This window comes from Marinifilum sp. JC120 (genome assembly GCA_004923195.1).
In the GTDB taxonomy this organism is placed as follows: Bacteria; Desulfobacterota; Desulfovibrionia; order Desulfovibrionales; family Desulfovibrionaceae; genus Maridesulfovibrio.
The window spans coordinates 79,598-104,388 of record RDSB01000016.1; the positions used below are offsets into that span (position 1 = coordinate 79,598).

Genomic DNA, 24,791 nt, shown 5'->3' on the forward strand with positions numbered 1-24,791 from the left:
AAAATATAAATGTCTGCTGATAGCGGCCCTCCGTGGCCGGGTTTTGTTGATGCGCTCTCAACCGTGCTCATGATGATGGTGTTCTTCACCCTGCTCATGGTACTGGTAACGGGGACGCTCTCATATATTGTCGCGCTCAAGGAAGTTAAGCCCGGAGCTGCCTCATCCTCCGAACAAGTGGAAACCATGGTGGCTGCGGCGCAGGATCTTTCTTTCATGGAAAAACCATCTTCCATGGACAAACTTGCTGAAGCCATGACTCAGAGTGCCGTATTGGGCAAGGAAGACCTTGTAACCACTCCCCCACCCCAGAGATTCGACATCGAAGAATTTGAACGAGAAAAAGAGATGCTCCAGAAAAGAGTCGCCCTTGCTGAAAGTGCGGCTTGGACTGCTCATCTGGAACTTCAGAAATTAAAAGAAGAAGTAAAAGACCAGCAGGATAAGCAAGACCCGAAACTTGCCGCAAAACTTCAGGCCGCCCTTGATAAAATCAAACGCCTTGAAGCTGATGGTGCAGTGGAGAAGGAAGTTCAAACTGAAGACGAATTCGTCCCGCCGCCGTTTATTACCAAGCTGGTACAAGGGCTTAATAACAAGAACCGGGTGATTATTCTCTACAACAAACTGACCAGTACTCTTGAAGAAAAGACTGAATCCGAACTGCTGGCCTGGGTGAAACAAAATGAATCCGTCATCATGCAGAAAGGCTTGCTTTTGACAGCTGCCCTCCATCATGAAGGGGTTTCTTCCAGCATGTCCAACTCAGTATCGTTTAAAAGACTTTACGGGCTGATTAAATTCGTAAATAAACAGGCGCATATTCCCAAAAGCAAAATTAAATTCCGAGCTTTAAATGAAGGCGTTCCGGGAACTAATCAGGTTGTGGTCAGCATTGGCAGCAGCTTTGGAAAAAGCAATAAAGATCTGAATGTTTCCGTCAGTAAATAAGGGGCAGGGACTTGGATAATCAGAAAAAAACAACCCCCTCATCCCCTACGGAAAGCAGTGAGCAAAACGAAGGGACGGAGACTACGGCCACAAGGCCTAAAAGCGATACCATCGATACAAAGGGGACCGACAACTCGGAAAACAACGGTTCAGATAAGAAAAGATTCGTATCTCAGGAAAACATTGGACTCTTCAATCCCGGTGAGGATGAAAAAGGCGCGTCCATAACTTCCTGCCTGAAAAAGATTGCAGATAAATACGGAATTGTCGTTACCGGCAGTTCCCTGCAACTGGGCAGTTCCTCACCCATCAATGAATATTTGCGCTTACAGTCCGATAACATGGGGCTGAACCTGTCCATCAAGCCCCTGCCGCTAAAAGTTGATGACGACATGCTCCCCTTGATCGTCCAGTATTCTGACGGTAGTTTTGCCCTGCTTGAAGAAAAAGTAGGCAGAAGACTGACCCTCTGGAATGGAAAACAGGAAATCATTAGAAACAGGAAATCTGAATTTTCAGAATTCAAAGACTGGTCCTGTTCTCTTAAGCCCATATTCGAAACAGATAAGGTTCCTTTCCTGAGTCTAACCTGGTTTATCGGGCAGATCGGCAAGATGTGGCCCATGTACTCTCAGGTGATACTGGCGACAGTGATGATCCATTGCTTCACTCTGGTCATCCCCTTGCTGATGGGTATCTTCTACGACCGCATCCTGCCCAACCTTGCAGAAAATTCTCTCAGAGTGCTGATCACCGGGGCTATCATAGTTCTGGCCTTTGATTACATTCTAAAGAATGTCCGCACATCCCTTGTGGAAAAAGCCGCCCTACGCGTGGAACAGGATGCTGAACCGCAATTGCTATCCCTTGTGCTGGACACAAACTATTCCAAACTGCCTGTCTCAGCAGGGCACCTGACCCATGCGATACAGGAATTTTCACGTATCAAGTCCCTCTTCACTACCCAGCTTGTGGTCGGGTCCATTGACTTTTTCTTTTTATTCTTTTTCCTGTTTGTCATTTACCTTAACAGTGGGATGCTCTTCGCTGTCCCGGCTGTAACCTCATTTCTGGTGCTGCTCGTAGCCATTGTTTACGGATTTTTCATTGATACAAATGTTTCGGCCCAGAGCAAGCTGCAATCACGTAAGACTTCATTTTTAAATGAAATTTTCAATGGAGTTGAATCAATTAAAGTAACCAATGCGGCAAGACTTTTTGTTTCCCGCTGGGCTTCTGAAATTGAAAAATCTGGCGAAATGTCTTCCAAGTACCGCATTGCCCAGTCTCGTTGCTCTATGACCACCGGATTTTTGGGACAATTGAACTCAGCAGGACTGCTCATAGTCGCTTTTTTTCTGATTAAAAATGGCGACATGAGCAGCGGCGGTTTGCTGGCGACCATGGTTCTTTCCGGACGTTGCATCGCGGTTTCTGCCAGCATGTCCAACCTGATCACCTCCTACCTATTTGCGCGCCGTTCATACAAAGATCTGCGTAAGATTCTGAATCTGGAAAAGGAAAGCTGTGAAACACGGCAGTTCAAAATACAGCAGCTTGGCGGCGGCGTTCGCTTTGACAGCGTATCCTTCCGCTACCAGCCGGAGTCACCCTACGCCCTTGAAAACGTATCCTTTGAAAGCAAGGCAGGCGAAAAAGTCGGGATCATCGGTCCCATGGGCAGCGGGAAATCCACCTTGCTCAAGCTTCTGGCTGGACTTGCTGATCCCAGTGAAGGGCTGATCATGCTGGATGGCCACAATATGGCCCACCTTAATATCGAAAAAGTACGCGAATTTGTGGGCGTAGTACCGCAGTCACCCGTCCTTTTCCACGGCACCCTCGAGCTTAACCTGCTCATGGGGTCCCGCGCGGCCACTCAGAAATCCCTACGTCAGGCCCTATCCGTATCAGGTATTGATAAATTTGTTTCCAAACACCCGCTTGGTCTGAAAATGCCTATCCTTGAAGGAGGCAAAAACCTTTCAAGAGGCCAACGACAGGCCGTGGCTGTTGCCCGTGCCCTGATCAGCTCTCCCCCCCTGCTGCTCCTTGACGAACCCACCAGTTCCATGGACTCCACACAGGAAAGGATGCTCATTAACCAGATCAAAAGTACCATGGCTGATAAATCCATTTTCGTTGTTACCCACAGACCGCAGATTCTCGAAGTCGTGGATAGGATTGTCGTTGTAGATCAGGGAAGAATAGTTGCTGACGGACCCCGAGACGTGATCATCCAGAAACTTTCCAGCCCGGCTCCGGCCAGACAGGGGTAATCATGGGAAAGAACTGGAAAAGCAACCTACTCTGGTCCTTGGAAAAAAGCCTTGGGAACTGCATTGTCCTGCTGCTTATACTGACGTTTTCAGCCGTATTCATACTCTGGGCCCACACCAGCAAGATTGAAAAGACAGTCCGCGCCCAAGGCGTGGTTGAAACCAACCTCACAGATAAAATCGTAGGCCACTTTGAAGGTGGCGTCGTTGAAAAGGTATTTGTTGAAGAAGGCGATACGGTGCATAAAGGACAGGAAATTGTCGCCATTGCCAACACCAACATTACCGAAAAGAGGAACAAATCCCTCATCAAGATGAAAAGGCTTCAAGCCAAGCTGAACCGCCTTATCGCTGAAAGCAACGACACGACTGATGAATTTGCGAAAAAAGCATCAACCCAGGTAGAAAGGAGCGAAATTCAGTTCGCCCGTATCCGTGGAGATGCACTTGATGAAAAAATTAACATCCTCAAAACCCAGATCCAACAATCAAGAGCCGCCCTTTCCGCCAGTGAAAAGCATGTGAAAAACCTGCTTGATGAACAGATAGTGCTTAAAGAACAGCACGACATGCTGGAACCCATGGTTAAGAAAGGAATTGGTTCCCGCCAGCTTCTGCTGCAACGCAAGACCGAACTGGCTAAAATCACCACCAGCATTGCCGAGATCTACAACAAACGGGATGAATATTCACTGGAAATCCGTGAACTGGAACAGCGCATCAATCAGGCAGAACTTGATTTTTTCCGTGATATCCGCGAAGAGATCAACCTCGTAAGTTCCGAACTGAAAGGAGTACGCGAAGAGCTTAACGCTGCCAACGAACAAATCGTACGCAGTGTTATCCGCTCACCCATTGACGGTACAATCTACAAGCTAAGCGCAAACACTGTGGGCGGTATTGTCCGTTCCGGCGAAGCCTTGGCTGAAATCGTCCCCCTTGATGCGACAATCCGTATTGAAGGAAAAGTTCAGCCAAGCGACAGAACCAAAATCTGGAACGGGATGACAGCCAAGATCAGGCCCTCTTCATATGAATTTTCAGACCAGACCATGCTCAAGGCCGAGATCGTCAACATCTCGGCCAAGACCTATTTCGATGACCTGACCCGGACATGGTACTACCGGGTAATTTTTAACACTGTTAAGGAAGACGCGGACAAGGTTAAAGAATTCCTGCCGGGAATGATTGTTGAAGTTAACATCCTCTCCGGCGAAGAAAGCGTTCTTGAATACCTGCTCTCCCCCATCACAAGGGGAATGCGCGGAGCCCTTTCCGAACACAGAACCCGCTGATAATCGTGACCACAAAGCTCATGAACAGGAAATAAAATGGCGAATAAAATAACAGGAATTCTCAAAAAGATTTTCTCAATAAAAAACCTACTGCTCGTCCTGCTGGTGCTGGCACTGGTGGGCGGAACATTTGAAACGCTTAACTATCTCTGGAAAGAAAAAGAACAAACTGTCCGTTCCGATCTTAAAAAGTACCAGCAGGCAGTTATGGAAAATGAATCGGAACTGCTTTCTTCCCAGCTGATCAATTATGTGATGCGCGGCAAAGAAGTAGCCCGTTCCAGAATTTTTAGAATGGCTATGGACAGTCTTAACTCCCCGGAGAAGAAAGAAGTTATCAAAGCTCAGGAAGACTTTACGAACTTCGTAAAAGTCAGCGGCTACTCCGCAGGCTGTCTTTTTGAGCCGGACGGAAACATCTTCGCATCCACTCAAGGTCCGGAAGAAATTCTGGCCCATGGATACAAACAAGCAGTCCAGAACACCCTGCACAGCCGCACACCCATGTTTTCACCATTGCGTACAAAAGGAAACGGCCTAGTGGCAGACCTTTTTCTCCCGGTCTACGATGCGTATGCAACCAGCACATCCGCGCCTCCGGCACGGGTACTTATGCTCGAAGTTCCCATGACTTCTATCCTGCGGGCCTTTCTCGGATCAGAGCGTGCTTTCAAATATGAAAGCACAATCCATCTAATCCAACAGAACGGCAAAACCAGCGAAGAAACAGTCTTCAGCTACCCTAACAGCTTGAAACTTCAAGCTATGAAAGTCTCTTTTGACGGAGTCAGCGAAGTTCTATTTGGAGTCAGGACCGACCTTTCTATGGATACAAAAGTGTACTCCTCAGCCCAATTCATTCCCGTGGTGAACTGGTGGGTAATGATTGAAACCGAAACGGCTGTTCCGGGCAGAATTATTTCAATCTACAAACAGGAAAGCATCATCTATGCTTCACTGGCCCTTGCAGCAATGGTCTTCTTTGTACTCACTATCCGGTTTATTGTATCCACACGGAAATACCACCTCAAAAGCTCAAGACTGGAAGAAAAAATACCGGCCCTGCAAAAGGAGCTTTCCCTGCTGCGCATAATCAACAATGCCCTGCCGGAGCCAGTGACCCTGAAGAAAAGTGATAGCGGTGCATTTATCCATGTAAACAAATCATTTTCAAATTTCACAGGACTTAAACAGGTTGAAGCTCTGAACCTCACTGACAGTCAGGTTTTCGATCACCAAGAAGCAGAAGCCCTTTCCCACGGCGACCAGATGGTCAACATGTCCAACAACACCTACAGCGAAGAGCTGACTCTTACCCGCGGGCCAAGTAAGTCAACAATTCAGGTAACCTTTGTTCCCTGTACAGTCGAAAAAGAGGGTGACTCAATCCTCACTGTATATCGTGATGTAACCTCAGAAAAGAATGCTTCCAATAGGGGCATTGAAGTCCGCCAGCAGGTTATTAATGCATTGATCAGGGCGGTGGAAAGTGTTCCGTTTCTGGACGGTCATACTTCCCTCATGCGTAAGCTGGCCTTTGAAATCGCCGAAACCCTGCTCCTGAGTGACGCAGACTGCGCAACAGTTGAAGCTGCGGCAATTCTCTCTCAGGTTGGTAAAACCTTTGTTCCAAGAGAAATCATGGAAAAAGAAGGCAAGCTGACCCCGGAAGAAATAAAGGAAACCCAAAGATATATTGAACACACCTGCAAAATTCTTGATGGCGTTGAATTTGACCTGCCCATCACTCAGACCATCTGGCAGATGCAGGAGAACCTCGACGGGTCTGGATATCCCAACAAACTGGAAGGCAAAAGCATATCCATGCTGGCCAGAATTCTCGGGGTAACCAATACTTTCAGCGCACTGGTCCAGAAACGTTCCTACAGAAAAGCCAAAACAGCCCGTCAGGCTGTAGAAATTCTGCAAAGCATGGCTGATAAGAAATACGACAGCTCAGTTATCGAAGCACTTGGAGCGGTTATTGATACACAGGCAGGCAAAGCGATACTACAGGAAGGTCAGGTAGATTTCTAACCATCCACAATAATAATGTTTTGAACATTCCCGGGCAGGTATGAAGGCTATTCTTCATGCCTGCTTTTTCTTTTGCTGCTTGAAAAACACTCCTACAGTGAACAATTAATACTTGATCGTTCCCGTCAAATACAGCTATTAATTTAGAGTTGTTTCAATTTTTTTTAATTCAATCAGGAATCGACCATGACGACCAAAAATTTACGTATATTTCCAGCCATAGCACTCTTATTCACATTTCTTCTGCTGCAAAGCCCAGCCAGCGCAATAGATCAAAGCGAACAATCCATATCTGACCCTGCAAAACAAATAAAAACACTAGTAGAGCAGCAAACTACTCAGGCTGAAACTCTTGCCAACCTGCTGCAATATAAATCTGAGCTTGAATCACAAATCAAAATAACGAAAAAAAATCTCAAAACAACCAGCCATCAGATGGATAAGGAAGTCCTTTCCGTTAAACTGACTGACCTTAAGCAACAGCTCAAAAATGTCCGCCAGAATTTCATTAAAGTAGCTACCGGACTGGATCTCAGCATTTTTAATGAAGCAGCGCAGCAGGATTTCGTATGGCAGGAAGAAGTGGAAACACTGGTCCGTCCCCTGCTTCAGGAACTCAAGGAAATGACCAAGCGACCCCGGCAGATTGAACGCTTGAAAAGCAGGGTCGCCTACTTTGAAAGCAGGCTGCCCAGAGCCGAAGAAGCGGTTAAGAACATCGACAAACTTATTGCTGCGGCTAAATCCCCGCTGCTGAAAACGGAACTGGAAATTCTAAAAACAGATTTTACCAAAAGACAAACAAATATCGATAACCAGCTTGATGTTGCCCGTTTTGAACTGAACGAACTGACCAAGGATAAGCAGTCTTTCTACGAATCAACAAAGAAGGTCATGGCTGTATTCTTCAAGAGCAGGGGAAAAAACATTCTCTTCGCCATGCTAGCCTTTACCGGAGTATTTTTATTTTTCCGTTTTGTGGATCGCATTTTCAAGAAAACCCATCCGGCATTCAAGACGAAAGAACGTCCCTTCTACGTCAGGATCATAGAAGTACTGCTACTGATCTTCACGGTCATTGCCGCAACTTCCGCTTCCCTTTTCACACTCTACATATCCGGCGACTGGTTCCTGCTCAGCATTGCCATCATCTTCATCATCGGTGCTCTCTGGACCGCCCGTGAAGGTTTCACCCGTTACTACGAACAGGTAAAACTCATCCTTAACCTCGGTTCAGTGCGCGAAAACGAACGCATCACCTACAACGGTGTTCCGTGGCAGGTGGATAGACTCGCTCTTTATGCCAAGCTTAAAAACCCGGCACTCAGCCCCAGTCGCATCAGGCTGCCTATCGGTGAGTTAGAAAATATTGTCTCGCGTCCGGTGGGTAGGAATGAGCCATGGTTCCCCTGCATGATCGACGATTGGGTAATTCTCTCCGACGGTGTGCGTGGCAAGGTCATCAGCCAATCCCCGGACATGGTGGAACTCATCCAGCGCGGTGGAGCCTACGTAACCTATCAGACCTCTGATTTTCTAGGCCTTAATCCCAAGAACCTGTCTCGCAATTTCCGTTTGAAATCAGTATTCGGCATTGACTATGCCCATCAGGCGGATTGCACTTCCACCATCGTAAAGCAGGCCAAGGAGTTCATTACTGCAAAGCTTGAAGAGGATGGCTACACCGAGCATGTCCTCAACCTGAATGTGGAGTTTGAATCCGCAGCCGCTTCATCACTAAACTTGGTCATCATCGCTGATTTCCACAGTGATATTGCTGCATTATATGGAAGATTAAACCGTGCACTGCAACGCTACAGCGTAGATGCCTGCACCCATTTCGGATGGAACATCCCCTTCGATCAATTGGTGGTTCACAGGGCTGAATAAAAACCAAAAGGGGTGCCGTTTTTAACGGCACCCCTTTTTCATATTTGCAATTCAACGATTTTAACTTTAATGACAAACTCATGTCCAGCCAACAAAACATACGTTGCATTCTCATTGACGACGAACTCCCAGCCATTGACGAACTGAATTTTCTACTCTCCGACTTCAATGATATCGATATCATCGGCACTGCCACTTCCGCCACACAGGGCATAAAACTTATTGCAGAAAAAGAACCAGACCTAGTCTTTCTCGATATTCAGATGCCCGGTAAGAATGGCTTTTATGTCTTACAGGAAATCATGCAGCTCCCTAATCCTCCTTTGGTGGTTTTCGCTACTGCTTACGATGAATATGCCCTACAAGCATTTGAAGAAAATGCTGTGGATTACATCCTCAAGCCCCTTTCCCATGAAAGGCTGGAAAAAAGCATCGAACGCATTCGCTGTCTTGTTTACGCCAATTGTGAAGAAAAAGTAGAGTTACCGAACATGAACGCCCTACTGGACACCATGGGCATTGGAACCAAAGTTCTACGTATATCTGTGGAAGCCAACGGGCGTATTCTACTTCTGGAGCCGTCAGACGTCATTCTCTGCCGGGTCGAAGATCGCAAGATCATGATCTACACCCAGAAAGGCATCTTTACCTGCTACGGCGACAAGACTCTCGATAAACTGGAAGAGCGGTTACAGGGCCAGCCTTTTTTCCGCACCAGCCGAGGCGAAATGGTCAACCTGACCCATGTGCGCGATTTTGCGCCGTGGTTTAACGGAAAATATGTAGTAACCATGAAGCATATTGATGAACAGGAAATTATCATCAGTAAAGGGCGCGTAAAAGATTTTCGCCAAAGATTAGGATTAGCGTAGATGCCTCCGGCGGCCCTCCGGGGGCCAAAGAAAACTTTGAAAAGTTTTCTCTGGACTCTTTCAAACTTTTTTAATTTGCTTCGCAACTTCGATTTATAAAATTTTCAAATATATTATTATGAACCCAGAAACTTTAATTATCACACTAGCTGAACGTTTCGGCCTTATCGTGGCCGGGGCTTTCCTGCTCTTGACCATTACCCCGATCCATAAAATAGGTTTTCGCCAGAGTTCTCCCAGAACAGATATTGCCATGCAGATTCTTATATTCGGAATCTGCGGCATATTAGGAACCTACGGCGGTAACTTTGTATTTCAATCCGTTGCCAACCTACGCGCCATGGCCGTCATTACCGGAGGACTCTTCGGCGGGCCACTGGTGGGCCTCGGCGCGGGGCTCATTGCCGGGGGGCATCGTATCCTCATTGATTTCGGCGGATTCAGTGCCGTGCCCTGCGGCATGGCAACCATGATCGAAGGCCTAGCCGCCGGTATAGTCTCATTATACCTAACCAAGAAAATGGACTGGCGGGCCGCAGCAGGATTGGCCTTTGTAGGTGAAATTGTCCACATGATCATGGTCCTATATCTTTCCCATCCATATAAAGACGCCCTGCAATTGGTAAAACTCATCGCCATGCCCATGATCGTGCTGAACACCTTTGGCGCGGCATTATTTGCACAGGTTATCAATATCGTTTTTCGCCATGRAACCAAGCAGGATTCAGTGAAAGCCCAGCATATTCTTGATATCGCCAACCTGACCGTCAGCCATTTGCGATCAGGGCTGACTCTGGAATCGGCACAGGAAACCGCTAAAATCATTCATGCCCACCTCACCGCCGCAGCAGTTGCCATTACCGACAATGTAAACGTGCTGGCCCATGTGGGTGCCGGGGCAGACCATCATCTCCCGGGCAAAAAAATCCGCACTGAATCCACTCTGAAAGTCCTAGCCGAAGGAGAACCCCTCTTTCTGGAAAGCAATAAAAGGATTGGGTGCACCCATCCAGGCTGCCCTTTCACCTCAGCGGCAGTAGTTCCCCTACACAAAAACGGTGAAGTAGTTGGAACCCTGAAACTTTACGGGACCCGCCGGAACCAGCTTGATCAGCTTTCCTTTGAAATGGCTAAAGGACTGGCCAATCTCTGTTCCACCCAGTTGGAGCTGGAAGAAATCCAGATCAAGGAACAAATGCTGACCCATGCGGAAATTCGCCGCTTACAGGCCCAGATCAACCCGCATTTTCTATTCAATTCGTTGAACACAGTCACATCCTTCTGCCGCACCAACCCGGACCGCGCCCGCGAACTGCTGTTGGAACTTTCCAAGTACATGCGCAAAAACCTCGACAGCAGCCGTGGCTACGTGCCTCTGCATGAGGAATTAGCTCAGTTACATAGTTACCTAGCCATTGAACAGGCTCGCTTCGGAGAACGCATAAAGGTAGACCTGAATGTGGAAGACGCATGTAAGGACTGGCCCATGCCACCTTTGATCATTCAGCCGCTGGTGGAAAATAGCGTAAAGCACGGCCTAATGGGCCGCGAAGAAGGCGGAACCATCACAATCGATATTCATTGCAAAAATGAAGAGATGAATGTTTCCATCAAAGATGACGGCATCGGCATGGCTCAGGAACAGATTGAAGCCATCTACGCCAAAAAGAAAATCGATTCCCGCGAAAAAGGAATCGGGGTCCGCAACTGCATCCAACGTCTGGAACAGATTTACGGACCGCAGTACAAGATGGTTATTACCAGTGAAGAAGGAACAGGAACCGAAATAACTTTCCGGGTTCCCAAACTGCGCACAGCCGTACAGATGCGCGAGTTTGCGAGGAATGCGGGGTAGGCCTTGATAAAAAAACACAGCTGCTCTAAATTACCCCTTAAATAATCACAATTAAAGGCCCAAATTATGAGCAAATGTTCCTGCAACACCCGCATATTCAATTCCTTTGCCGCACGGATTCAGACCCTGCATGAAACCGTATACGCAAAATCCACCACGGGCATAAAACTTTACAGCACCATCAGGACCCTTTTCGTAATCAAGAGCCTCAGCCGAATCGTCATCCGTAATTTTTCCAAAGACTGGCAGGAAGCATCCTGCCATATCAATGCAGATAAAGACTGTACGACAGTGCTCCAAAAAGCAATCACACTCAAAGAGCAACTGACCGAAGCACACGCAACGCTTTGCACCCTGCCCTCCCCATTCGCACGCTGGGCTGGGCGTAGACTCACCGGACCGCTAATGGACTGGAATGACCTCGTGCTAGACCTCTCCATTGCCTCGGACCCGGAAATTCAGCAATCCCTCTCCGAACTTGAAGAGGTGCTCTAGCGTGACCATGCTTCAGGAAACAGACACTTACCTGCGCTACGAAAAAAGCCTGCTAAAAAAGTACCCGCAGGCCAAGCGGGATATCAAACGCGCCAAAAAGAAAATCATAAAAAAACCGGCCCGAGGCGTCGTCTACCGGGGCCTCAACAAAATAGCCCTACGCAAAATCAGGGTCTCTATCAGAATCCTGCGTATATCCCCACGCAAGGGTTTACGTCTCTTCTACTTCTACTCCGAAAAGAAAAACAAAGCCGTACCCATCTTCATCTTCAAAAAAGGCCGTCCCCAGACCGAAGGGCAGGTTATGAAGCTCTTCAACCGCGCTGTGAATGATGTCGTTGCTGAATTGAAGGGATGAATTAACTCGCTACGATTTGCTATTTTTGTCCGTTGCACTTCCTGCCGATCTTGCTTAACTTTGCCCGGCAATATTTCCGCCTGCTTTACATGCAGGCAACACACAATCTCGACTAATCAAGCCAGTGTCGCGCCTGATAACAAATCCATATCGCCACACGAGCTAACAAAGCAGGAGCAGAAAATGAAAGTTTTATGCCTTCAAGGCAGTGCCAGAAAAAAAGGTCATACAGCAAAAATGATCGAATGGGTTGAAGCAGAACTCACAGAAATGGGCCATGAAGTTGAGTCCATCTACCTCAATGATAAGGAACTAAAAGGCTGTATGGCCTGTATGAAGTGTAAGGAAAAACCGGAGGAAATCGGCTGTGTAATCAAAGATGACATCCCCGAAATTCTGGAACAGATGATTCAGGCCGACGCAGTTGTATTCGCTTCCCCGCTCTACTTCTGGGGTGTTTCCGCACAGCTCAAGGCCGTCATCGACAGAACCTACAGCCTGTACGTCGACTACCATATGCCAACCCACGCCTCACTACTCAAAGACCAGCGTCACGGCATTCTGATCACTGGCGGCGGACCTTACGAGAACAACGCCGAAGAAACCTTTACCGGACTCGCCAGAATGCAGAAACCGCACATGACCAAACACACCGCGACTCTATTCATGGGCGGCTGTAAAAACCCCGACAACCTCGGGGAAGAAGCCAAACAGAAAGCTGCCGAATTTGCCAAAGATCTCGTTAAATAAGCATCGCTGCACCCTTTCTATATGAATTAGCCTGACGTGATTTATGGTCACGTCAGGCTTTATTTTGCAAAAATTTCATTCCCGAATAAAATGCTCAATTAAGCCATCCCATTCGTTATAAGTCGTTTCAAACACCGAAAACGGCATTTCAAACACAAAGCATAGAACCCACCCCCTACATTATGCCAGAAGAAGGGCATAATTTTTTTCAGCAAAAAGACGGAGGAACTTTTTATGCTATTTTTCTTTGCTTGTGTGGCGTCACTTATTGTCGGTTATTTTCTTTACGGTAAATTCGTGGACAATGTGTTTGCGCCTGACGTAAACCGCACCACCCCCGCATACGCCATGCGTGATGGTGTTGACTACATGCCCATGCCCATGTGGAAGCTCATGTTCATTCAGGTTCTGGATATCGCGGGAATCGGCCCCATCTTCGGGCCCATCCTCGGTGCTCTGTACGGTCCCGTAGCTCTTATCTGGATCGTCATTGGCTGTATCTTTGCCGGAGCTGTACATGACTACTTCAGCGGAATGCTTTCCATCCGTAACAACGGCGCATCCGTTCCCGAACTGGTCGGTGAATACCTCGGCATGACCGCCCGTCAGGTTATGCGCGTATTCGCTTTCGTACTGCTCATGCTGGTCGGTGTTGTATTCGTACTCGCCCCCGCAAAGCTGCTCACCGGACTGACCGGAGTAGAGACCGGAATCCTCGTAGCCTGCATCTTCGGTTACTACTTCCTCGCCACCATCCTGCCCATTGATAAACTCATCGGTAGACTCTACCCCTTATTCGGCGCACTACTGCTGGTTATGACTGTTGCACTGGCAATCGCCCTTATGTTCAGCGGCCACACCATGCTGCCCAACCTCGATTTCGCAGTTAATACCAATCCCGGCGGCAAGCCCATCTGGCCTCTGCTTTTCATTACCCTGTCCTGCGGCGCGATAAGCGGTTTCCATGCGACTCAGTCCCCGCTCATGGCCCGCTGCGTAAAAAATGAAAAAGAAGGCCGCCCGGTATTCTACGGCGCAATGATCATCGAAGGTATCATCGGCCTGATCTGGTGTACTCTCGGACTTTCCTTCTACGAATCCCCCGAAGCACTCAACGCAGTAATCGCTGCCGGTTCCCCTTCCGCAGTAGTCTCTGAAGTTGCTAACTCCCTGCTCGGCCCCGTAGGCGGCATCTTCGCTATCATCGCAGTAGTAATCCTGCCCATCACCAGTGGTGACACCGCTTTCCGCTCCACCCGCCTCATCGTAGCGGAAACCTTTAAAATGGATCAGGGCCCCGCTATCAAGCGTCTGCTGATTGCCGTACCCCTGTTCGTACTCGGTTACATCATCTCCACCCAGAACTTCTCTGCAATCTGGAGATACTTCGGCTTCTCCAACCAGTGCCTGTCCATGCTGGTTCTCTGGACCTCCGCAGTATACCTCGCCCAGCGCGCAAAACTGCACTGGATAGCATCCATCCCCGCAACCTTCATGACCGCAGTTGTTGCCACATTCATCTGCCAGGCCAAGATCGGTTTCGGACTGGACATGAACATCTCCATCATGATCGGTATCGCAGCAGCAGTTGCAACATTCGGTGCCTTCTTCGTGAAGTACGTAAAGCCCAAAGCAGCAGTTGAAGCCAACTAAAACCATCTTCCTATAAAAGAATCACATACCACACTTAAACTCCCCCACTTGCTTTTGCAGGCGGGGGAGTTTTTGGGTTTAACCAATTTTCATAAAAAGGAGATGCGTTTAATCAAAAACTTGCCTTTTGTATTACGCTGCAATACACTGTAATACAAATGGAGACATAAAAAATGATAAGTAAAGAACCTAAGAGCGAAGTAGTAACAATTCGCATGACTTCTGAAATGAAAGAACGGGTTGAAAAATTGGCCCAAGCAACCAATAGATCAAAAGCTTTTCTATTCGGTGAAGCCATTTCAAGTTATCTTGATGTAAATGAGTGGCAAGTCAAGGCTATTCAAGAAGGACTGGACGAAGCCAGAACCCCTGAAGCCAAATGGACCGCCCATGAAGACTTAGAGGCAAAGTATGCCGAGGATTAAATGGCTTGAGCGTGCCACTTTAGATCTGGATTCCATATACGAATACATACGCCAAGACGATCCAAAATCAGCAAAAAAAGTCGCTTCTGCCATATTAAAAAACGTAAAAAAACTAGAACAACATCCTCAAATAGGCCGAGCTGGCAGAGTGCCCGGAACCCGTGAATTAATTGTGCTTAAAGGGGCGTATCTTGTAGCTTACTGCTGTAATGAAGAAGTCGAAATTTTACGAGTGTTGCGGCATAGTCAGGATTGGCGGAATATAGAATAATTTTTTTTGTGATTCACACCCTACACTTAAACTCCCCCGCTTGCTTATGCAGGCGGGGGAAGTTTTTGGGATATCCCCAAATGTCAAATCACTTTCTCTCGTTGTCAGTATCATCTGCGGAATCAGTGATTATACCCGTTGTCAACGGGACGTCCAAATCATCTCCAGGAGGAGAAACAATCTCCTGATCTTTATCATCAGACATATACGACCTCTCTTATAACTTATAAGTTAAACACAACAAAGTTACCGTAAAACAAATTATCGAACAAATCAACAACATGCATAATACTCTCAAATGTTGGCCTGTCTCTGCACAACCTTCCTGATGAACCTTCAGAACATTTTCAAGTCGATACAACATCTTCCCCTGAACCTTAAACTGGTTCGTATAAGATTCGTGATATAAATCATGCAATAAATCTTTAAAATCGACAAAAGCCCTATGGGTTGGAGTTTTTCCTTTAAGAGTATGTAATCCAAGAACAAACGCACTGGTTGAAAAAAAGAGCGATAATATAGCAAAAGCAACCCAAAATTCCCTCACTACGTCCACATTTGACAAAATTATATTTTGAGATTTTTTAAGAATTAAATCTCGATAAAAAACGAATTCCATACCCACCATAACAGAAGAAATCCATAGATACGTTCTTATATATCGCAATTGAGTCTGTTTGATTTTCAAAGCCCATATTTCATACTCAGAGTAGGCTTTATCAATCAACATGGATAGCCCTTCTGAATATTTCTCTTTATTAAATTTTCTCATATAGACATCTCATATCAATCTATATAAATCTTAACACGATAGATTTTCTTTATTTTTTTTACGAAATTCACAGTATTTTTTTCAAAATCATTTGATAATCTGATCACTTCTGGTCTAATTTAATTTTGTAGCCTTTGAGACTCTTCACTATGATTAATCGGTTCATTTTTGTATTCTTTAAAATACACAGTATAAAATTTACCGTCATACTTTTCAAACAAGGCTGTCATTCCCTCACCGACAAAATACTTGAGCAATGCCATTCCGCTTTCCGAAACACCATTTGCAAGTTCATTTAATTTTTTATCATGAAATTTTGATGACTCTTTTTCCCAATGAAGATCTAATCCAGTAATGCCGTGTGAATCATTGTAAAATATATTATAACTTGATTTCGCATCTTCAACGACTTTTTTCACTACATCCTCTGGAAGAATAGAATCAATCAAATCAAACATCTCTTTATCATGTTTCTTTCTAAATCCTTTCTCTTTAAACCAATGAGTTGCAAATGATCCACCTGTTGCGGAAAATATACGGACAATAATTTCCCCTAAATATTTAAAGGCTGTATCAAAAAGCATTCATCCACCCTTTAAACTAAATTTTCACATAAATCACACCAACGCTTATTTCAGAAAAAGATATACGTATCATGTGATAAAAATCAAGCTATCTACTTTATAATCTAAGACCATCCCCCGGCAACAATCTCAAGTAACTCACCCTTAATATTCCCCTGCCGGGTAGTGCGATACTCGGACTCAAGGGCCTCGACATGCGCATAGCTCCAAACAAAAAAAATCCTCACCCGAATTAACAGGTGAAGACTACTTTCACAAAAAATATTAATATCTAACTAACCAGCTTAACCAAAGCAGCAATTGAAGCCGCCTGAACAATCATCAATCCTGCGATCCACTTGATGATGTCGGCTTTTGCAGAATGAATTTCAACTTTAATTCTGTTATCGAGACTCAATTCCAGATTTTCAATTTTAGTTTCAACCCGCGCTATATCTGCTTTAGTCGCTAATTCTTTCTTGTACTGCTCATCCTGCCTTTCAAGCACGTGAGCAATAACTTCAGCAGCCTCTTTTCCAACTGCTTCTTTTAATTTTTCAGAATCATCAAAAAGTAAAGCCATTGTTATCACCTTACAAATAAACAATAACCTTCATCAGAGATTGCGTCAATCACCCCCCAACAACAGCCTCCACCCCGGCAACAATATCAAGTAACTCACCTGTGATATTCCCCTGCCGGGTAGTGCGATACTCGGACTCAAGGACCTCGACATGCTCGATGATGTTTTTCTCAGCTACCTGCATGGCGGCGAGGCGCGAACTGTTTTCGGCGGCTAAAGATTGAACAATTCCGCCATATACGGAGATGTATAGATATTCCCTGAATAAACTTGAGAATAAATCTTGAACCGGAACGTTGGTCATGGGCAGTGATTTCCCGTCCCATTTCGTGCTTCCGCTGCGCTTATGAAGCGGTAAAATATGACGGGCCGCGACCTTGGCCCCATCGCTGACATGCAGATTATTAACTATGCTGAAACGGTTCATCCCGCGCTTGTTCCGCCACTCTTCCAAATTCTTCTCAATCTCATCTACAATAGTATCCACCCCGCGCAGACTTCCCGGCACCCGAAAATTCAAATCGACCTCGACTCCTGAATCTTCCAACGCACCGCGCACCCGTTCTCCGCAGGTCCAGCAGATTACTTTGTGACCTGCGCTATGAAGTTCATCTACGGCCTTTACTGTCTCAGCCCGTGCCAGCTCATTAAATTGTCCGCACATGCCCTGATCGGACCCAATTGCCAGCACCACGGCGATGCCATCCCTTGGGCCATGGGGCAGGATTCCGGCATTGCGGAAAAATACCGTCCAGCCCTGCTCAATGACCTCGGCATACTCGCCGACTCCTTTAGCCGCATTCTCAAAATGACGAATATTGACCGCAGCAAGGGCCTTCATGGTTTTGACCACCGAGAGCAAATCGCCCGTGGTCGCAATCTTCTTACGTACAGCCTCAAGCTGCTGCATTCGCATCTCTCCATTTCTGCATATGATGCTTAACCGCCTTTTCAAGCTCAGCCCATATTTCATCCTTAGGTTCAGCCTGCGCCAGACGGCCCATGGGTTCGAAACTCTCTTCCATGCGGGTAAGCAGATATTGCTGCACGTCAGCAATACGCTCCAATGGAATGTCATCCAGCAGCCCCAATGAAACCGTCCAGAGAATCACCACCTGCTTGGCAGCACTGAGCGGTGAAAAGCGGTCCTGCTTGAGCAATTCCCGCACTCGCATTCCATGTTCAATGCGATTTCGGGTATCCTGATCAAGCCTTGTGCCGAACCGCGCAAATGCCTCCAGCTCCTGAAACTGGGAATAGGTCAAACGCAGATCACCGGAGACCTTGCGGTAAGCCTTGGGTTGTGCACGTCCGCCTACACGGGAAACAGACTTCCCCACATCGATTGCCGGGAGCATGCCCTTCTGGAACAGCACCGGAGAAAGATAAATCTGCCCGTCAGTGATAGAAATAAGGTTAGTCGGAATGTAAGCCGAAATGTTCTGGGCCTCGGTTTCCACAATGGGAAGTGCGGTAAGCGTGCCGCCGCCATGTTCCGGCTTGAGCCTTGTAGATCGTTCCAGCAGTCTTGAATGGATGTAGAAAATATCACCCGGAAAAGCCTCACGTCCGGGCGGGCGACGCATGAGCAGACTAAGCTGCCTGTATGCCTGTGCGTGGCGTGTCAGATCATCATAGATAATAAGTACATCCTTGCCCTGCTCCATGAAAAATTCCGCCATGCTTGTTGCTGCATAAGGCGCAACATACTGCATGCCCGATGGAGCATCTCCCTCAACCACGACCACCAAAGTATAGTCCATGGCCCCATGACTGCGCAGGGTATCTATTACTCTTGCCACGGAAGTACTGCGCTGCCCAATGGCGCAATACACGCAAACAACATCCTCTTTTTTCTGATTCAGGATGATGTCGAGGGCTATAGCTGTCTTCCCGGTCTGGCGGTCGCCTAGAATCAACTCCCGCTGTCCACGGCCAATAGGAATCAGCGTATCAATCACCTTAATACCGCTGGACATAGGCGTATCCACAGGAGCACGCATCAGTATCGGCGGAGCTTCCGATTCTACCACGCGGGTTTCGAATGTTTCGGGGTTCGGGCCGCCGTCCAGCGAATTACCAAGCGGATCTACAACGCGCCCGATCAAAGACTCACCAACGGGCACGCTTAGTACCGTGCCGGACGGAACGGCCTCATCTCCGGCCTTTAATCCAGTATTCGCGCCCAGTAGTGCGATACCTATGGAATCCGGCAGCAAGTCCAAAGCCATGCCCGGAACATCGTTGCCGAGCGTTATCAGCTCTTCTGAGCGCACGGAGCCAAGCCCTTGCACATGCGCAACGCCTCGGGCGACGGATTTAACCCGGCCCACTTCGCGCGAATCCGGGCTGTATTCCATCTTCTCGCGACCCTTTTCATGAGCATTCAGAGCCTGATTTATATTTTTTTCAAGGAACCCCATATTGTTTGCCTCCGGCGGCTGGGGAAGGGGAAACTCTTGCAAGAGTTTCCCCTTCCCCAGACCCCATCCCCTTCAGAACCTTTTAATAGGCTTCGCCGCTACGTCTGGAGGAGAGTGAGTAAATATTTAGCTGTTTATTTCCGTTAAAATTTTAGTTTCAAGTTCAGTAACATACGAATTTAGATTCCACTCCCACTTGCGGTCTCCGGCAATTAGTTCAATGCCGAGGCCCAGTCTGGAATCTGTAATGAAAATTCGTTCGTTATGGACCGGAAACAATTCCTCTAGAAACTGTTTAAGTTTTTGTTTCTGTAAATCGGTGTGTTCAAACCCAGTTCGAATTAAAATTTCAGAATTTCCGGAATCCACTCCACGGGCTTCTTCATCAATACGCTGCATGAAGCCGCTTAAAATCAATTGCTCAAGGTCGCTGCCGGAGAGGTCATGCACAATGCGTGCAGCTGTGGCTGAGACCTCATGAATAAGTTTCTTACGCAAATTTAGCGCGAAACTTTCCTTCTCCCGCTCCAGCGCGGACAGCCATTCTTTGCGCATGATGTCAATCTCAGCACGAGCAGATTCCATGGCCTGTTGCTGCCACTTCTCAGCCTCGGCATGAATCTCAGCCATGACCTCGGATTCGCGATTCTCAAGATCCTCACGCTTACGAAGGAGTTCTATCTTAAGAGTCTGCGCTTCAACCCTGGCTTCACGCAGCACACGCGTCTCACTCACAATACGCTCTTTACGTTCCTGCATGGCCTCAACAATCGGCTTATATAGAAACAACTTGAGCAATACGATGAGCACAAAGAAGTTCAGGATCTGGGCAAAGATCGTGAACCAGTCCAGCAGCATTATCAGCCTCCGGCCTTTTCAATAAAGTATGACCAAAACGGATTGGCAAAAAGCAAGATCATTGCCAGTACAAAGCAATAAATAGCTGTTGATTCAACCATTGCCATACCCACAAACAAGAACTTCACAATAGTATTAGTCTCGTCCGGCTGCTGGGCAATGGAACTGAGTGCCCGCGAGAGGGCCATCCCTTCGCCAATAGCCGGCCCAATAGCCCCGATGCCCATGCAAAGCCCTGCCGCAATAATCGACCCGAAAGCAATCCAACCAAGAGTTTCCATAGACTTTCTCCAGTGTTTATCACGAATGTACTTCAAGCCCTGCTGCAATAAAAACCGCAGCAAGCACCGTAAAAATATAAGCCTGCACCACTCCGATGAGCAGTCCCAGCATCTGCATAATCACCGGAACAAACAACGGCATGATGACCAGCAGAATCGCCCCCATCATGGTTCCGCTGAGTATATTCCCGAACAAACGCACCGCCAAAGCAAAAGTCCGGCTGACCTCACCGATTATGTTAAACGGCAACATAAACGGCGAAGGCTGCACGTAACTTTTGAGATAATTTAGCAAGCCGTTCTCCTTAATTCCATAATAGGGAACAGCGAAAAATACGATCAGACTAAAAGCCGTTGTGGTGGAAAGCGATCCCGTGGGGGGCTTGAACCCCGGCACAGCGGAAAGCAAGTTAGAAACGAGAATGAAGATGAACAATGTTCCAAGCAAGGGCAGAAACTTCTCCGGCTGCTGATTGGTGGCGTCTTTGATCTGGGAGAGAAGTCCGCCGACTAAAACTTCCAGTAAATTTTGCTGCCCTGAAATCAGCGCAGAGGAAGTAACTTTGCGGGTAACGAACCATGAAAATCCCGCAAGGAGGACCATTACCAGCCATGTAAAGACGATGGTGGCATTCAGCTTGATAAATCCAAAACTGAAATAAATGATATGGTCCGGGCTTATTTCCATTCAGACCTCTTTACTCTAACGATATCCAACATGCCCATGCCGCAATGGTTTGCCAGCGCGTAAGTACGCAAAAGATAAAATCCCAAAAAAGCTGAGACAAATGGCAAAGGCCCGTAACTCATCACCTGCGCAAAACCCCAGAGGGTGATGCCGTAACGGCCTAAGTAACTGGACCAAAAGAATAATCTTGGTCTTTCGCAACTTGGCAGCATACGCACAGTCAACCACAATCCTCCGAAATGAATTGTCGAAAGGAGCAAGCCGATACCGAAAGCGGCAATAGTTATCATGAAACTGCTAATGATCATCTTCGGCTCCATCCTTGGGCTTCAAATCCTGCTGCTCCCATTCCTCACGTTCCTTAATAATCTTATTCTTTTCACGATTCATCCATATCCCGGCAAATAAACATCCCACAGCCAAACCAGCCCCGAGCATGGTCATGGTCCAATTGATTTTGGCAGGCCATCGGTAATCCAACCATGCACCGAACAGACTTCCCAGCACCATCGGCAAAGCCACCAGCCAGCCCACAGCACCCATGGCCCCAAAAGCCGACCATGCACCGACCGTCCCTTTCTGCTCCGCTCGTATCCTGCGCTGTTCTTTAGTACCCACAGTTTGACGAAATTCATCCGACTCAGGCTTATTTGGCATAGGCTCGCTCGGTTTCCGCTCACTCATGTAGTCTCCACTTCTATGAGAGTACGCACAAACCCGGCTTCAAGCCTTGCCACCGCACTTCGGGCGGACTTCTCTGCTTCTGCGGCTTCATCCTGCATGCGCAAAACTTCGGCCTCCAACCTGCCGAGCTCCCCGGCAACCGCTGCGCGGGAAGAGACACGCACGGCATCCCCTTTCTTGACAAGCACACCGCCGTTCACAGCCAGATGATGCGGCTCACCTTCAGCAACGTAAGTCAGAATTCCCGGAGCAAGAGCCGAAGCCGTATCAATATGATTAGGCAGCAGGCAAAATCCGCCTTGAGTGCTCTCGCCCAAAACCTTATCAACTAAACGGTCCAGAAACAGACCTGCGGGAACCAGAATCTTCAGCCTCATTTGCCGACCTCCTCAAGTGAACCGATCATGTAAAAATCGCGCTCAGATGCGTCAGGAAATTCGTCATTCAAAATCCGCTCACAGCCGAGGACCGTGTCGTCAAGGGAAACAATGCGGCCATCCATTCCGGTAAAATGCTTGGTGGTGTTGAACGGCTGAGTCATGAACCGCTCCAGCCTGCGCGCCCGGGAAACAATCTTACGATCCTCGCGGGAAAGTTCTTCAAGGCCGAGCATGGCAATGATATCCTTGAGGTCTTCGTACAGGGCAAGAGTGCGCCGCACCTCACGGGCCACGTCATAATGACGCTGCCCCACAATTGCAGGAGAAAGCATCATAGAGCGTGATTCAAGCGGGTCCACAGCCGGATAAAATCCTTCCCCCGCGCGTTTGCGGGAAAGGACTATGGAAGATGAAAGATGAGAGAATGTGTGGGTCGCCGCCGGGTCGGTCAGATCATCGGCAGGAACGTATACGGCTTGAATTGAAGTAATTGCCCCGGATCGGCTGGAAGAAATACGCTCCTGCAATTCCGCAAGATCCGAGCCAAGTGTAGGCTGATAGCCCATGCGCGAAGGCAGACGTCCCAGCAAACCCGAAAGCTCCATCCCGGCCTGAATAAAACGGAAAATATTATCGATGAGCAGCAGCACATCCTTGCCTTGATCATCGCGGAAATGTTCAGCAATAGTCAGGGCCGTGTGTCCGGTACGAAAGCGCGCCCCCGGCGGTTCGTTCATCTGTCCGAAGACCATGACCGTATTATCAAGTACCCCGGCATCGCCCATTTCGCGATAAAGTTCCTCACCCTCGCGGCAACGTTCGCCGATTCCGCAAAAAATGCTGATCCCGCTATGTGCACCAACCATATTGTTGATCAATTCGGTGATGAGTACAGTCTTGCCCACCCCGGCACCGCCGAAAAGCCCGGCCTTGCCGCCCTTCTCAAGAGGCATGAGCAAATCGATAACCTTAATTCCGGTGGTAAATATTTCCTCGGAAACTACACGCTTTGAAAGTTCGATGGGCTGATTATGAATGGAACGAAATTCCACATCTTCAGGCAAATCCTTGCCGTCCACCGGATCACCGAAAACATTAAGAACCCGGCCCAGCAATTCCTCACCCACGGGAGTTCGCAGGGTTTCTCCGTCACTATAAACAGCATCACCACGGGCCAGTCCTCCCGTAGGAGTCATGGCAATGGCGCGTACGGAATTCATATCCAGATGGTCGGCTGCCTCAAGGGTTACAGCCTTTTCTCCACCGGAATGCATGACTGAAAGCAAAGGAGGAATGTCTTCAGGAAAACGCACGTCCACAACACTTCCCCGCACGGATATGACTTTGCCCGAATACTTATATTCCATAATTTCACCGTCACAGCTTGAGCTTGGGCTTAAATAAATAAGAGTTTTCTTATTCTGTTTATAGAATACGGAAACAGAAAGTTTAGTCCAGCATTTTTGAATTAAGTTTGTTTTATCACTAAGAATCCTCTTATACGGCTAAAATAGTGGGTTGACACAGCTAAATTTAGGAGTAGCCTGTCCCGGTCACGAACACATTTTCTGGAGTTATCCAAATGATTATAAAGAATAAAAAACAAATCGACCTCATGCGCGAAGCAGGTATCCTGCTTCACAAAGCCCACATGGTGGCTAAAGAGATGTGCGAACCGGGTGTAACAACCGAAGTAATCAATGCCGAAGTGGAAAAATTCATCACCTCTCACGATGCCATCCCGCTTTTCAAAGGAGTTCCCGGTAAAACCCCTTTTCCCGCGGGCTGCTGCATGTCCATCAACGAAGCCATTGTGCATGGTATCCCCTCTGCCCGTAAGCTGGAAAACGGCGATATCCTGAGCATCGACATCGGCGTGCGCTTGAACGGCTGGTGCTCTGACTGCGCCTGCACCCATGCCATCGGCGAAATTGATGACGAAAAGCAAAAACTGATGGATGTAACCGAAGAATGCCTGCGCATCGCCATCAAGAGAATCAAGCCGGGTGTGAAGTGGAGCAAAATTGCCAAGGAAATGTCCAAATATGCCCGCAATGAAGGCTTCTCTGTAGTTGAATCACTGGTCGGTCACGGCATTGGTGAAGGTCTTTGGGAATCTCCGCAGGTGCCCAACTACCACAGCAGGCTGGTTAAGGATTTCAAGCTCAAACAGGGTTTGGTAATCGCAGTGGAACCCATGATCAATGCCGGGGTAAAAACAACTGAAACCCTAAAAGATCACTGGACCATCATCACCAAGGACGGCAAGCCCTCCGCCCACTTTGAACATACCATCGCTGTAACTTCCACAGGAGCACAGGTTTTGACCTGTGGTGAAAACGGCGAAGGCTGGGCAATGTAACTAGCTATAGTAATTAAACTTACAAAAGGCCCCTTTTGGAACCCCCGAAAGGGGCCTTTCTCTTCC

25 protein-coding genes and 1 pseudogene are annotated in these 24,791 nt (G+C 47.7%); 14 read left to right on the forward strand and 12 right to left on the reverse strand.

Features of this window, described 5'->3' with window-relative positions; genetic code table 11:
* The first annotated feature begins 9 nt into the window (after positions 1-9).
* The 13 genes and pseudogenes from D0S45_15205 to D0S45_15265 all read left to right on the forward strand — a co-directional run bounded on the left by D0S45_15205 (position 10) and on the right by D0S45_15265 (position 15,131).
* A complete protein-coding gene (locus D0S45_15205; GenBank protein TIH13404.1) occupies positions 10-951 on the forward strand; it encodes a hypothetical protein in 942 nt (313 codons plus the stop codon).
* A gap of 104 nt (positions 952-1,055) precedes the next feature.
* Positions 1,056-3,230: pseudogene (locus D0S45_15210) on the forward strand (ATP-binding cassette domain-containing protein).
* 2 nt (positions 3,231-3,232) lie between these two features.
* Positions 3,233-4,525: an HlyD family type I secretion periplasmic adaptor subunit gene (locus D0S45_15215; GenBank protein ID TIH13405.1), complete on the forward strand. Its 1,293-nt coding sequence runs from the start codon at positions 3,233-3,235 to the stop codon at positions 4,523-4,525.
* 36 nt (positions 4,526-4,561) lie between these two features.
* On the forward strand, positions 4,562-6,562 hold the full coding sequence (locus D0S45_15220; protein TIH13406.1) for a PAS sensor protein: 2,001 nt from the start codon (positions 4,562-4,564) through the stop codon (positions 6,560-6,562).
* A gap of 186 nt (positions 6,563-6,748) precedes the next feature.
* Complete coding sequence (locus D0S45_15225; protein ID TIH13407.1) at positions 6,749-8,452, forward strand: hypothetical protein; 1,704 nt, start codon at positions 6,749-6,751, stop codon at positions 8,450-8,452.
* An 80-nt stretch (positions 8,453-8,532) separates the two neighbouring features.
* Positions 8,533-9,324 (forward strand): DNA-binding response regulator, encoded by a 792-nt coding sequence (locus D0S45_15230; protein ID TIH13436.1) that lies wholly within the window; start codon positions 8,533-8,535, stop codon positions 9,322-9,324.
* 118 nt (positions 9,325-9,442) lie between these two features.
* A complete protein-coding gene (locus D0S45_15235; GenBank protein TIH13408.1) occupies positions 9,443-11,179 on the forward strand; it encodes a GAF domain-containing protein in 1,737 nt (578 codons plus the stop codon).
* A gap of 66 nt (positions 11,180-11,245) precedes the next feature.
* Entirely contained in the window at positions 11,246-11,674 is a 429-nt protein-coding gene (locus D0S45_15240) for a hypothetical protein (GenBank protein ID TIH13409.1), read from the forward strand.
* 1 nt (position 11,675) lies between these two features.
* Entirely contained in the window at positions 11,676-12,032 is a 357-nt protein-coding gene (locus tag D0S45_15245; GenBank protein TIH13410.1) for a hypothetical protein, read from the forward strand.
* 183 nt (positions 12,033-12,215) lie between these two features.
* Positions 12,216-12,782: a flavodoxin family protein gene (locus D0S45_15250; GenBank protein ID TIH13411.1), complete on the forward strand. Its 567-nt coding sequence runs from the start codon at positions 12,216-12,218 to the stop codon at positions 12,780-12,782.
* Between the two features lie 234 nt (positions 12,783-13,016).
* On the forward strand, positions 13,017-14,435 hold the full coding sequence (locus tag D0S45_15255; GenBank protein ID TIH13412.1) for a carbon starvation protein A: 1,419 nt from the start codon (positions 13,017-13,019) through the stop codon (positions 14,433-14,435).
* Between the two features lie 173 nt (positions 14,436-14,608).
* Positions 14,609-14,860, forward strand: a complete 252-nt coding sequence (locus D0S45_15260) for a ribbon-helix-helix protein, CopG family (GenBank protein ID TIH13413.1) — start codon at positions 14,609-14,611, stop codon at positions 14,858-14,860.
* Positions 14,847-15,131, forward strand: a complete 285-nt coding sequence (locus tag D0S45_15265) for a type II toxin-antitoxin system RelE/ParE family toxin (protein TIH13414.1) — start codon at positions 14,847-14,849, stop codon at positions 15,129-15,131. The genes D0S45_15260 and D0S45_15265 overlap by 14 nt, the downstream gene beginning before the upstream one ends.
* Before the next feature lie 217 nt (positions 15,132-15,348).
* Here the strand turns inward: D0S45_15265 and D0S45_15270 are convergent, their stop codons facing one another.
* The 12 genes from D0S45_15270 to D0S45_15325 all read right to left on the reverse strand — a co-directional run bounded on the left by D0S45_15270 (position 15,349) and on the right by D0S45_15325 (position 23,730).
* Positions 15,349-15,903, reverse strand: a complete 555-nt coding sequence (locus D0S45_15270) for a hypothetical protein (protein TIH13415.1) — start codon at positions 15,901-15,903, stop codon at positions 15,349-15,351.
* Between the two features lie 119 nt (positions 15,904-16,022).
* Complete coding sequence (locus tag D0S45_15275) at positions 16,023-16,487, reverse strand: hypothetical protein (protein TIH13416.1); 465 nt, start codon at positions 16,485-16,487, stop codon at positions 16,023-16,025.
* 271 nt (positions 16,488-16,758) lie between these two features.
* Positions 16,759-17,049 (reverse strand): hypothetical protein, encoded by a 291-nt coding sequence (locus D0S45_15280; GenBank protein TIH13417.1) that lies wholly within the window; start codon positions 17,047-17,049, stop codon positions 16,759-16,761.
* A gap of 49 nt (positions 17,050-17,098) precedes the next feature.
* Complete coding sequence (locus D0S45_15285) at positions 17,099-17,959, reverse strand: ATPase (GenBank protein ID TIH13418.1); 861 nt, start codon at positions 17,957-17,959, stop codon at positions 17,099-17,101.
* Positions 17,946-19,472, reverse strand: a complete 1,527-nt coding sequence (locus D0S45_15290) for a F0F1 ATP synthase subunit alpha (protein ID TIH13419.1) — start codon at positions 19,470-19,472, stop codon at positions 17,946-17,948. Before D0S45_15290 ends, D0S45_15285 begins: the two co-directional genes overlap by 14 nt.
* A 126-nt stretch (positions 19,473-19,598) precedes the next feature.
* Positions 19,599-20,330: an ATPase gene (locus D0S45_15295; GenBank protein ID TIH13420.1), complete on the reverse strand. Its 732-nt coding sequence runs from the start codon at positions 20,328-20,330 to the stop codon at positions 19,599-19,601.
* Positions 20,331-20,332: 2 nt separating this feature from the next.
* On the reverse strand, positions 20,333-20,611 hold the full coding sequence (locus D0S45_15300) for a F0F1 ATP synthase subunit C (GenBank protein TIH13421.1): 279 nt from the start codon (positions 20,609-20,611) through the stop codon (positions 20,333-20,335).
* Positions 20,612-20,630: 19 nt separating this feature from the next.
* Positions 20,631-21,299: a F0F1 ATP synthase subunit A gene (locus D0S45_15305; protein ID TIH13422.1), complete on the reverse strand. Its 669-nt coding sequence runs from the start codon at positions 21,297-21,299 to the stop codon at positions 20,631-20,633.
* A complete protein-coding gene (locus D0S45_15310; protein TIH13423.1) occupies positions 21,290-21,607 on the reverse strand; it encodes an ATP synthase subunit I in 318 nt (105 codons plus the stop codon). Before D0S45_15310 ends, D0S45_15305 begins: the two co-directional genes overlap by 10 nt.
* On the reverse strand, positions 21,597-21,983 hold the full coding sequence (locus D0S45_15315) for an ATPase F0F1 (GenBank protein ID TIH13424.1): 387 nt from the start codon (positions 21,981-21,983) through the stop codon (positions 21,597-21,599). Before D0S45_15315 ends, D0S45_15310 begins: the two co-directional genes overlap by 11 nt.
* Positions 21,980-22,360 carry a F0F1 ATP synthase subunit epsilon gene (locus D0S45_15320; protein TIH13425.1) on the reverse strand — a complete coding sequence of 127 codons (381 nt, stop codon included), beginning with the start codon at positions 22,358-22,360 and terminating at the stop codon, positions 21,980-21,982. Before D0S45_15320 ends, D0S45_15315 begins: the two co-directional genes overlap by 4 nt.
* The gene (locus D0S45_15325; GenBank protein ID TIH13426.1) at positions 22,357-23,730 is read right to left on the reverse strand and encodes a F0F1 ATP synthase subunit beta; all 1,374 of its coding nucleotides are present in this window, start codon (positions 23,728-23,730) and stop codon (positions 22,357-22,359) included. Before D0S45_15325 ends, D0S45_15320 begins: the two co-directional genes overlap by 4 nt.
* Before the next feature lie 215 nt (positions 23,731-23,945).
* Between D0S45_15325 and map the strand changes: the two genes are divergently transcribed.
* Positions 23,946-24,725 (forward strand): type I methionyl aminopeptidase, encoded by a 780-nt coding sequence (gene map / locus D0S45_15330; GenBank protein TIH13427.1) that lies wholly within the window; start codon positions 23,946-23,948, stop codon positions 24,723-24,725.
* Positions 24,726-24,791 lie beyond the last annotated feature (66 nt).